General features: G+C 72.6%; 2 protein-coding genes. Both read left to right on the top strand.

Going from position 1 to position 11,743, the window contains the following annotated elements:
- On the top strand, positions 1-6,716 hold a 6,716-nt coding region (locus ABZ562_RS38095), incomplete at its 5' end, for an SDR family NAD(P)-dependent oxidoreductase (protein ID WP_361489143.1).
- Positions 6,717-6,741: 25 nt separating this feature from the next.
- Positions 6,742-11,721 (top strand): type I polyketide synthase, encoded by a 4,980-nt coding sequence (locus tag ABZ562_RS38090; RefSeq protein WP_361489141.1) that lies wholly within the window; start codon positions 6,742-6,744, stop codon positions 11,719-11,721.
- The last annotated feature ends 22 nt before the right edge of the window (positions 11,722-11,743 follow it).

Here is an 11,743-nt window from a genome sequence, read left to right as displayed (position 1 = left end):
CGGCGGTGGAGTTGCGTAATCGGTTGGCGGCGGTGACGGGGCTGCGGTTGCCCGCGACGATGGTGTTCGACTATCCGACCCCCCACGCCCTGGCCACCTACCTGTGCGCCCGGTTGGCGGGCGAGTCCGCGGTGACGCGTGGCCCGGCGATGACGGTGGCCGAGTCTGGTGAGCCGATCGCGATCGTGGGGATGACCTGCCGTTTCCCCGGTGGCGCGACGTCTCCCGAGAAGCTGTGGGAGCTGGTCGCCTCGGGGAAGGATGTGATCGGGGAGTTCCCGACGGGCCGGGGCTGGGACCTGGACGGCCTCTTCCACCCGGACCCCGACCACCCCGGCACCAGCTACGCGAACGAGGGCGGTTTCCTCCATGATGCGGATGCGTTCGACGCGGGGTTCTTCGGCATCAATCCGCGTGAGGCGTTGGCGACGGATCCGCAGCAGCGTCTGTTGCTGGAGGCGGCGTGGGAGGTGGTGGAGCGGGCCGGTATCGACCCGATGTCGCTGAAGGGCAGTCCGACCGGTGTCTACGCCGGGGTGATGTACCACGACTACGCGGCAGGGCTGAGCAGCGGCGCCGATAGCAAGCTCGAAGGCTATGCGATGCTCGCGGGGTCGGGCAGTGTGGTCTCGGGCCGGGTGGCGTACACGCTGGGTCTGGAAGGCCCGGCGGTGACGGTGGATACGGCGTGTTCGTCATCGCTGGTGGCGATGCATCTGGCCGCGCAGGCGTTGCGGCAGGGTGAGTGCACGCTTGCTCTGGCGGGTGGTGTGACGGTGATGGCCACGCCGGATGTGTTCACCGGTTTCTCGCGTCAGCGCGGCCTGGCCCCGGACGGCCGGTGCAAACCCTTCGCCGCTGCCGCTGATGGCACGGGGTGGGGCGAGGGCGTCGGCCTGCTGTTGCTGGAGCGGCTGTCGGATGCGCGGAAGAACGGCCGTCAGGTGCTGGCGGTCGTGCGCGGCAGCGCCGTCAATCAGGATGGTGCGTCGAATGGTCTGACGGCGCCGAATGGGCCGTCGCAGCAGCGGGTGATCCGGCAGGCGCTGGCCGGTGCGGGCTTGTCGGCGGCCGAGGTGGACGCGGTGGAGGCGCACGGTACGGGCACCACGCTGGGCGATCCGATCGAGGCGCAGGCGCTGCTGGCGACGTACGGCCGGCAACGGCCCGCCGATCAGCCACTGTTCCTCGGTTCCATCAAGTCGAATATCGGGCATACGCAGGCGGCCGCGGGTGTGGCGGGTGTGATCAAGATGGTGCAGGCCATGCGGCATGGTGTACTGCCCGCTTCCTTGCACATCGACGAGCCGACGCCGCACGTCGACTGGGCCGGTGGCGCGGTGCGGCTGCTGTCCGAGCCCGTGGAGTGGCCGCGGAGCGGGAGGCCTCGCCGTGCTGGAGTGTCCTCCTTCGGCGCCTCCGGTACGAACGCTCACCTCATCCTGGAGCAGGCCCCGGACACGCCCGAGCCAGACCCGGTGCCCGAGCATGATGATGTCGTGCCGTGGGTGCTGTCCGCACGCAGCACGGAGGCCCTGCGCGGGCAGGCCGCGGCACTGGTGGCGCGTCTGGCCGAGGACCCTGGGCTGAGGCCGGTGGATGTGGGCTGGTCGTTGGTCAGGTCGCGGTCGGTGTTCGAGCATCGTGCGGTGGTGGTGGGCGAGGACCGCACGGAGCTGGTGGCGGCGGTCGAGGCGCTGGCGGCAGGGGAGTCCCACCCGGGCGTGGTACATGCGGGCGCACCGGCGCCGCCGAGCGATGCGGGCCCGGTGCTGGTGTTTCCGGGCCAGGGGACCCAATGGGCCGGGATGGGAGCCGCCCTGCTCGATGCGTCGCCGGTGTTCGCGGCGCGGGTAGCGGAGTGCGAGCGGGCACTGTCGCCGTACGTCGACTGGTCACTCACCGACGTACTGCGCGGCACCGAGGGCGCGGGCGATCTGGGCCGGGTCGATGTGGTGCAACCGGTGTTGTGGGCGGTGATGGTGTCCCTGGCCGCGGTGTGGGCCGGGCACGGCGTAAAACCTGGCGCGGTGGTCGGTCACAGCCAAGGGGAGATCGCCGCAGCGGTCGTCGCCGGGGCGCTGTCGCTGGAGGATGGCGCGAAGGTCGTGGCCCTGCGCAGCCGGGCCCTGCGTCGGCTGGCCGGTGGCGGAGCGATGGCATCGTTGGGTGTGGGCCAGGAGCAGGCCGGACAGCTGCTGGCCCGGCTCGGCGACGAGGCGGCCGCGGTGGGTGTGGCCGCGGTCAACGGGCCCTCTTCGACGGTCATTTCAGGACCGCCACAGCAAGTGGCCGCCGCGGTGGCGGCGTGCCAGGAGAACGGCGGGCGCGCACGGCTCATCGACGTGGACTACGCCTCGCATGGCCCTCAGATCGATGAGATCCGCGACGAGCTGTTCCGCGAATTGGACGGGATCCACCCGAACGATACGTCTCAAAAAGGCATCATGTTCTACTCCACGGTGACCGGTGGCCAGGCCGATACGGCACGACTGGACACCGCCTACTGGGTGACGAATCTGCGGGAGCGCGTACGGTTCGCCGACGCGCTCGAGGCGGCGCTGGCCGACGGGCACCGGGCGTTCATCGAGACCAGCACGCACCCCGTGCTGACCATCGGCATGCAGGAGACCTTCGAGTGCACGGGCGTGCAGGCCGTCACGGTCCCCACACTGCGCCGCGACCACGGAGACCGGACCCAATTGCTGCGGTCCCTCGCCCACGCGTTCATCGCCGGAGTCGACGTCGACTGGACGACCCTGTATCCCACCTCGCCCCCGCCCCGGGTCGTGGAGCTGCCCACCTACGCCTTCCAGCGTGAGCGGTATTGGCTCGACGGCCACACCGGGCGCGGAGGCAACCCCGCCGACCTCGGGCTGCTCTCCGCGCGGCATCCCGTGCTGGCCGCGGCCGTGGAGCTCGCCGACGGCAGTGGCCATGTGCTGACGGGCCGGCTCTCGGCGCGCAGGCCTGCGTGGCTCGGTGACCACGTGGTGGCGGACACGGTGCTGGTGCCGGGCGCGGGCCTGGCGGAGTGGGTTCTGCGGGCCGCCGACGAGGCCGGCGCCGGTGGAGTGGAGGAGCTGGCGCTCCAGGTGCCGCTGGTGTTGCCCCCGTCCGGCGGGTTGCGGCTCCAAGTGGTCGTCGGCGCGTCCGGGGGCGACGGACGCCGCGAGGTGCAGGTGTACTCGCGGCCCGACCGCGATGCCGAACCGGGCACCGACCCGGGGTGGGTGTGCCATGCCGAGGGCGTACTGAGCGCGCCCGCCGATCGCGCCGACGACGTGGCCGGACTGGGTGGCGCATGGCCCCCGGCGGGCGCGGAACCACTCGAGACCGAGCGATTCTACGAACGCGTCGCGGCCGCCGGATATGCGTACGGGCCCGCCTTCCAGGGGCTGCGCGCGGTGTGGCAGGACGGCGCGGACGTCCTGGCCGAGGTGGTACTGCCGGACGCCGCGGGCGAACACGATGGCTTCGGCATCCACCCGGCGCTCCTCGACGCCGCCCTGCACCCGGCCCTGCTGATCGACCAGCTCACCACCGGCACGGACACCGGGATCGCCCCTGGCCAGGTGTGGTTGCCGTTCGCGTGGAACGGTGTGACGCTATGGGCGGCCGAGGCGACCACGGTCCGGGTCCGCCTGTCCCCCCACGAGCAGAGCGCGGACGGCGAGCGAGCGTTGCGTGTGACCGTGGCCGACGCGGTCGGCGCGCCGGTGCTCACCGTGGATTCGGTGGCGATGCGCCCGGCGAGTGCGGACCAGCTGCGGTCGGTGGACACCCGTCGTACGGACAGCCTGTTCACCCTCGACTGGACGTCACTGCCCCTCGCGGTGGACACCACGGAACCGGCGGACGCCGACGGCCGCTGGACCGTGCTGGGCCCCGATGCCCCGAACCTTGCCCACCCGGACATGAGCCACTTCCCGGACCTCACGGCACTGAGCGAGGCGCTCGATCTCGGTGAGCCGACCCCGCCGGTGGTGTTCGCCGACGTACCGCCCACGGACGTCGGCGACGCGATGGCGGCCGAGGGCCTGGCCATGACGGAACGGACGCTGGCCCTGCTCCAGGGCTGGCTGGCCGAACCGCGGCTGTCCGACGCCCGGTTGGTGGTCGTGACGCACGGCGCGGTCACCGTTGACGGCTCCACGGAAGACGGCGTACAGGTGGCTGCCGCAGCTGCGTGGGGCCTCGTACGCAGCGCCCAGTCGGAGAACCCCGGCCGGTTCCTCCTGCTCGACCTCGACGACGAGACCAACGCCGACACCGTACGGACCGCCGTCGCCCACGCCGTGGCGAGCGACGAACCACAGCTCGCCCTCCGTGCGGGGCGGGCCCTGGTGCCCCGCCTCGTCCGGGCCGGCGTCGGTGGCGCGGGACTCGTGGGCCCGGTGGAGCAACCGGCCGCATGGCGGTTGGACACCGTCGGTACGCCCACCCTGGACAACGTGGTGCCGGTGCCCTGCCCGGAGGTACTGGAACCGCTGGGGACGGGCCAGGTGCGCATCGCCGTCCGCGCGGCCGGTATCAACTTCCGGGACGTCGTGGTGAGCCTGGGCATGGTCCCGGGGCAGACCGGGCTGGGTGGCGAAGGCGCCGGTGTGGTGGTGGACATCGGCCCCGGAGTCACCGCAGTCGCGGTCGGAGACCGGGTCATGGGCGTCTTCGACCAGTCCTTCGGCCCCCTGACGGTCACGGACGCACGGCTCGTGGCCCCCGTCCCCTCCGGCTGGAGCTTCCAGCAGGCCGCCGCGGTACCCGTGGTGTTCCTCACCGCCTGGTACGGGCTGGTCGAGCTGGGCGGACTCCGGTCGGGGGAGTCGGTGCTGATTCATGCCGCGACGGGTGGTGTGGGGATGGCGGCGGTGCAGATCGCCCGTCACCTGGGTGCGGAGATTTATGCCACGGCGAGTCCCGGCAAGCATGCGGTGCTGGAGGAGATGGGCATCGACCGTGCGCACCGGGCTTCGTCTCGTGATCTGGATTTTGAGCACGTGGTGTGGGAGGCCACTGGTGGCCGTGGTGTGGATGTCGTATTGAACAGTCTGGCTGGGCCGTTCGTGGATGGTTCCCTGCGGTTGCTGGCTGGTGGTGGTCGGTTGCTGGAGATGGGGAAGACCGACGTTCGTGATCCGGAGCAGATCGCGGCCGAGTATCCCGGGGTACGGTACGTGGCATACGACCTGATCAGCGATGCGGGGCCGGAGCGTATCGGCCGGATGCTGGGCGAGCTGGGTGGGCTGTTCGGTTCGGGTGTTTTGGTGCCGCCTCCGGTGCGGGTGTGGCCGTTGTGGCGGGCGCGGGAGGCGCTACGGCACCTGAGCCAGGCCAAGCACACCGGCAAGCTGGTGCTCGATGTCCCGGCCCGGGTGGATCCCGAGGGCACGGTGCTGATCACGGGCGGTACCGGGACTCTGGGCGGGCAGGTGGCCGAGCATCTGGTCCGTGTCTGGGGGGTCCGGCATCTGCTGCTGGTCAGCCGCAGCGGTCCCGACGCCCCCACCGCCAAGGAACTAGCGTGCCGGCTCAGCGAGTTGGGTGCGGACGTACGGATCGAAGCGGCCGACGTGGCCGACCCCATCACCGTCAGCGCTCTCGTCGCGGGCATCGATCCGGCGCATCCGCTGACCGGTGTCATCCACGCCGCGGGCGTGCTGGACGACGCCGTCGTCACCTCGCAAACGCCGGAGCGGCTGGCCCGGGTGTGGGGAGCCAAGGCCACCGCCGCGGCCAACCTGCACACCGCCACCGCCCACCTTCCGCTGGCCGTATTCGTGATGTTCTCCTCGGCCGCCGGAGTCATGGGCAGCCCGGGGCAGGCCAACTACGCGGCGGCCAACGCCTTCTGCGACGCCCTCGCCGCCCACCGCCAGAACCTCGGCCTGCCCGGCGTGTCGGTGGCCTGGGGGCTGTGGGCCGAGGCCAGCGGGATGACCGGCCATCTGGCCGAGACGGATGTGGCCCGGATGGCCCGGTCCGGAATCGCCGCGATGTCCAACGACCAGGCGCTGCGCCTCCTGGACGCCGCCTGCTGGCACGGCGATCCTCGGCCGGCGGCCGTCGACCTCGACATCCGCGCCCTGGCCGCACAGCCCACCGACTCCCACCCGGCCCTGCTGCGCGCCCTCACCCAGGACGCCCGCAGGGCTACCGGGCGGCGGACCGCCGCCACCGGCGTACCCGCCGCGGGACTGGTCGGTCGGCTCACCGCGCTGACACCGGACGAACAACACCGCGAACTGCTGCACCTGGTGCGCACCCAGGCGGCCGCGGTGCTGGGGCACACCGATGCGAGGGCGGTGGACAGCGACACCCCGTTCAAGGATCTGGGGTTCGATTCGCTGACCGCCGTCGAGCTGCGCAATCGGCTCGCAGCGGCCACCGGGTTGCGCCTGCCCGCCACGTTCATCTTCCGTCATCCGACGTCCTCGGCCATCGCCGACGACCTCCGCGAACAGCTGTGCCCCGCGGCCGCGGACACTTCCCTCCCCGTCTTCGGCGAGCTGGAGAAGCTGGAAGGGGCGATGGCCCGGTTCGTCCCCGACGACCAGGCCCGCGGCAGGCTGGCGAAGCGCCTGGAGGCGCTCCTGTGGCGGCTCGCCGACGGCACGCCGGAGGCCGCCGTCGGCCAGGCCGTGGACGACGAGGCTGTGGAAGCCGCGTCGGACGACGAGCTGTTCGCGTTCATCGACCGGGAACTGCCTTCTTGAGCACACATAGCGTAAGTGAGGACTGATGTCGGGTACGGAAGAAAAGCTCCGCCACTACCTGAAGCGGGTCACGGTGGATCTGGGGCAGGCCCGTCAGCGGGTTCGGGACCTGGAGGAGCGTTCCCAGGAGCCGGTGGCCGTGGTGAGCATGGCGTGCCGCTACCCCGGCGGGGTGGGCTCGCCCGAGGAGTTATGGGAGCTGGTGTCCTCGGCCGCAGACGGGATCGAGGAGTTCCCCACCGACCGCGGCTGGGACCTGGAGTGCCTGTACCACCCGGATCCCGACCACCCCGGTACCAGCTATGTCCGCCACGGGGGATTCCTGCGCGAGGCCGACCGCTTCGACGCCGAGTTCTTCGGCATCAGCCCGCGCGAGGCGCTGGCGATGGATCCGCAGCAGCGGCTGCTGCTGGAAGTGTCCTGGGAACTGCTGGAACGAGCGGGCATCGACCCCACCTCGCTGAAGGGCAGCCCGACAGGTGTGTACGCCGGGGTGTCCAGCCAGGACTATCTGTCCCGGATGCCCAGGATCCCCGAGGGCTTCGAGGGGTACGCCACCACCGGCAGCCTCACCAGCGTGGTGTCCGGCCGGGTGGCGTACACCTTCGGGCTTGAAGGGCCCGCGGTGACGGTGGACACCGCGTGTTCGTCGTCCCTGGTGGCGATGCACCTGGCCTGCCAGGCGCTGCGGCAGGGCGAGTGCGACCTGGCGCTGGCGGGCGGGGTCACCGCGCTCACGACCCCGACCGCGTTCGCCGAGTTCTCCCGGCAGCGCGGACTGGCTCCGGACGGGCGCTGCAAGTCCTTCGCCGCGGCCGCCGACGGCACCGGATTCTCCGAGGGTGTCGGGCTGATACTGCTGGAGCGGCTGTCGGACGCCCGCCGCCACGGCCACCGGGTACTGGCGGTGATCCGCGGTTCGGCCGTCAACCAGGACGGCGCCAGCAACGGCCTGACCGCCCCCAACGACGTGGCGCAGGAGCGGGTGATCCGCCACGCGCTGGCCAACGCCCGCCTCACCCCCGACCAGGTGGACGCGGTGGAGGCGCACGGCACGGGGACCTCGCTCGGCGACCCGATCGAGGCGCACGCGCTGCTGGCCACGTACGGCCGGGACCGACCCGCGGACCGGCCCCTGTGGCTGGGCTCCCTCAAGTCCAACATCGGTCACGCCCAGGCCGCGGCGGGCGTGGCCGGTGTGATCAAGATGGTGATGGCCCTCCGGAAGGAGACGCTGCCGGTCACCCTGCACATCGACGAGCCGACGCCGCATGTGGACTGGGAAGGCGGTGGGGTACGGCTGCTCACCGAACCGGTGGCGTGGCCGAGGGGCGAGCGACCGCGCCGGGCGGGGGTGTCCTCCTTCGGCATCAGCGGCACCAACGCCCATCTGATCCTGGAACAGGCGCCCGAGCCACCCGAACCTGCCGCGGCGGCTGTACCGGGCGCGGCCGCCGCCGACGTCACCGCGTGGGTGCTCTCCGCCCGCAGCCAGCGGGCCCTGCGGGGGCAAGCGGCGGCGCTGGCGGCACGGGTGGTCGAGGACCCGCGGCAGCCCGTGGCGGATGTGGGCTGGTCGCTCGCCACCACACGGTCGCTGTTCGACCACCGGGCCGTGGCGCTCGGCGAGGACCGGGACGCGCTGCTGGCGGCCGTCACGGCGCTCGCCACCGGGGAGGCACACCCGGGCGTGGTCCACCCCGGTGCCGCCGCCGTGGCGGGGGAGCCGGGTCCGGTGCTGGTGTTCCCGGGCCAGGGTTCGCAGTGGGCCGGCATGGGGGCCGGGCTGCTCGACGCGTCGCCGGTGTTCGCGGCGCGTGTGGCGGAGTGCGAGCGGGCGCTGTCACCGTACGTCGACTGGTCGCTCACCGATGTCCTGCGCGACGCTCAGGGCGCGGCCGAGATGAGCCGGGTGGATGTGGTGCAGCCCGTGCTCTGGGCGGTGATGGTCTCCCTGGCGGCGGTGTGGGCCGGGCACGGGGTGACGCCCGCGGCGGTCGTGGGCCACAGCCAGGGCGAGATCGCGGCGGCCGTGGTGGCGGGGGCGCTGTCCCTGGAGGACGGTGCCAAGGTCGTGGCGCTGCGCAGCCGGGCGTTGCGCAGGCTGGCGGGCGGCGGGGCGATGGCGTCCCTCGGCCTGGGCCATGAGCGGGCGAGCACGTTGCTGGCCGGGCTCGGCGACCGGGCCGCCGAGGTCGGGCTGGCGGCCGTCAACGGCCCTTCCTCCACCGTGATTTCGGGCCCGCCGGCGCAGGTGGCCGACGCGGTGGCCGCCTGCCGGGAAACGGGCGGGCGAGCGCGCCTGATCGACGTGGACTACGCCTCCCACGGCCCGCAGGTCGACGACATCGCCGGCGAACTGACCGAGGTTCTGGCCGGAATCCGGCCGAGCGCGTCGAAAGTGGCGTTCTACTCCACCGTCACCGGCGGACGGCTCGACACCGGCGCCCTGGACAGCGGCTACTGGGTGACGAACCTGCGGGAGCCCGTACGGTTCGCCGACGCCATCGAGGCGCTGCTGGCCGATGGCCACCGGGCGTTCATCGAGACCAGCGCCCACCCCGTGCTGACCGTCGGCATGCAGGAGACGTTCGAGCACACGGGCGTCGAGGCCGTCACCGTGCCCACCCTGCGCCGCGACCACGGGGGCAGGGCCCAGTTGATCCAGTCCCTCGCCCAGGCCTTCACCGCCGGGGCCACGGTCGACTGGACGACCCTCCACCCGGCCGGCCCGGCGGCCCCGCGCACCGTCGACCTGCCCACCTACGCCTTCCAGCGCGAGCGGTACTGGCTGCCCGACGCGGTGCCGTCCGACGCGACGCCGCAGGCGGACGAGGACGAGGCACGGTTCTGGGCCGCCGTCGACGACGAGGACCTGCGGGCCGTCTCCGATACGCTGCGGCTCCCCGACGACCATGGCGCGAGGTCCGTGTGGGGCACGGTGCTGCCGGTGCTCTCCGCGTGGCGGCGCGAGCGGCGTGAGCGGTCCGCCGTGGACTCCTGGCGCTATCGGATCCAATGGCAACCCCTCACCGACCTCACCGACAGCACTCCGGACGGCGCGCACACCTGGCTCGTCGTCCGACCGGCCGACGGCGCGCACGGCTGGGTGGACGCCTGCGTCCGGGCGCTGAGCGTGGGCGGTGGACAGGTGGACCAGCTGATCGTTTCCGAGGACACCGACCGGACGCGGCTCACGAAGCAGCTGCACGACCGGTACGCCGACGCGGAGCCACCAACCGGTGTCCTGTCCCTCCTGGCACTCGACGCCTCCGCACACCCTGGGCCGCACGGCGTGGCCGCCACCGGCTTGACGGACACGCTCACCCTGCTGCAGGCGCTGGTGGACGCGAACGTCACGGCGCCCCTGTGGTGCGCCACCCGAGGGGCGGTGTCCGTCGGCGACACCGACCCCGTGGCCGCTCCGGAACAGGCCCAGCTCTGGGGCCTCGGCCGGGTCGCCGCCCTCGAACACCCGGCCGAGTGGGGCGGGTTGCTCGACCTTCCCGCGACCCCCGAAGCACTGGACCCGGCCCGGCTGCGGGCGCTGCTCACCGGGCCGTCCGGCGAGGACCAGGTGGCGCTGCGCCCCGCGGGCGCGTACGGGCGACGGATGGCCCCCGCCCCCATCGGCGGCGGTTCGTCGCCACGGACCTGGATGGCACGCGACGCCGTGCTCATCACCGGCGACACCACCGGTCCCGCGGCCCACATCGCCCGATGGGTGGCCGCCAACGGCGCGAAGCATGTGATCCTGCTGGGCCATCAGGACGGAGACGAGGAGACCGCGCTGAAGGCCGAGCTGGACGCGCTCGGGGCCGAGCTGACGGTCGCCGGCCGTGCGTCCGGCGACCGTGCGGGGACCATCCGTACCATCGAGCAGTTGGTGGCGGAGGGCGCCCGGATCGGGACGGTCGTGCACACCGCGACCTCCGGTGCGCTGGCACCGCTGACGGAGCTGACACCGGAGCGGCTGGCCGATGAGATGACCGCTCAACTCGCCTACTCTCAAGAGGACGTTGAGGCGGCGTGCCGTCTCGGCCCCGACGCCACCGTGATCCACTGCTCCACCGTCGCGACGGCATGGGGCAGCAAGGACCACGGCTCGTACGCCGCCGCAACCGCCCACCTCGACGCGCTCGCGCAACACCGGAGGGCCGAGGGCCGGGCCACCCACTCGATCGCCTGGGGGCTGTGGGATCTGTGGGACGGTGCCGATACGCGGCACCCCGTGGCCCCGCACACCGAGCGCTCCCGGCGCCAGGGCCTGTCGCCGCTGGATCCGCGGCGGGCGCTGAACGCCCTGCGGCACGTCCTCGACCACGACGATCCGCAGATGACGATCGCCGATGTCACCTGGGAACGCTTCGCGCCCCTGTTCACCCTCGCCCGGCCGAGCAGGCTGTTCGACGCTGTGCCCGCCGCCCGCCAGGCCATCGAGGCCACGCAGGAGCCCGCCGAGGGGGAGGCCGTCCAGGACGGTGCCGTGGCGCTGCGCGAGGAGCTGGCCCCGCTGGACGAGGGCGAACGGGCCGGCCGGCTGCTCGCCCTCGTACGCGGACACGTGGCCGCCGTACTCCACTACCCGGCGGCGGAGGCGGTCGACCCGGGGCGGCCGTTCAAGGAGCTGGGCTTCGACTCGATCGCGGCGGTGGAACTCAGGAACCGGCTGCGTGCCGCCACCGGGCTGAGCCTGCCGACGACGGTGGTCTTCGACTATCCGACACCGGAGACCCTGGCGGGCTCGCTGCTGGCTCAACTGGCCCCGGAGGAGTCCGCGACCGCCGATCCGGGGCTCGGACACCTCGACGCGCTGGAGGCGGCGCTGGCCGGAATGGCGGCCGAAGACCCGCGGCGCGCCGGTCTGGTGCACCGACTGCAGGGCCTCCTGTGGAAGTACACGGCCACCGCGGGCGAAGACGGGGCACCGGCGGACGAGCAGGACCTGTCCGCCGCCACCGCCGACGAAGTGTTCGCCCTCATCGACCGTGAATGGGGACCCTGAGCGGCCGGGGCCCGGCAGTCCT

It is taken from the genome of Streptomyces sp. NPDC019937 (assembly GCF_040631655.1).
Classification (GTDB): domain Bacteria; phylum Actinomycetota; class Actinomycetes; order Streptomycetales; family Streptomycetaceae; genus Streptomyces.
This window is presented reverse-complemented; position numbering and strand designations above follow the sequence as displayed.

What these genes read in the sequence shown, in the direction of transcription:
- ABZ562_RS38090 (WP_361489141.1), top strand. Translation starts at nt 6,742, where the DNA reads ATGTCGGGTACGGAAGAAAAGCTCCGCCACTACCTGAAGCGGGTCACG.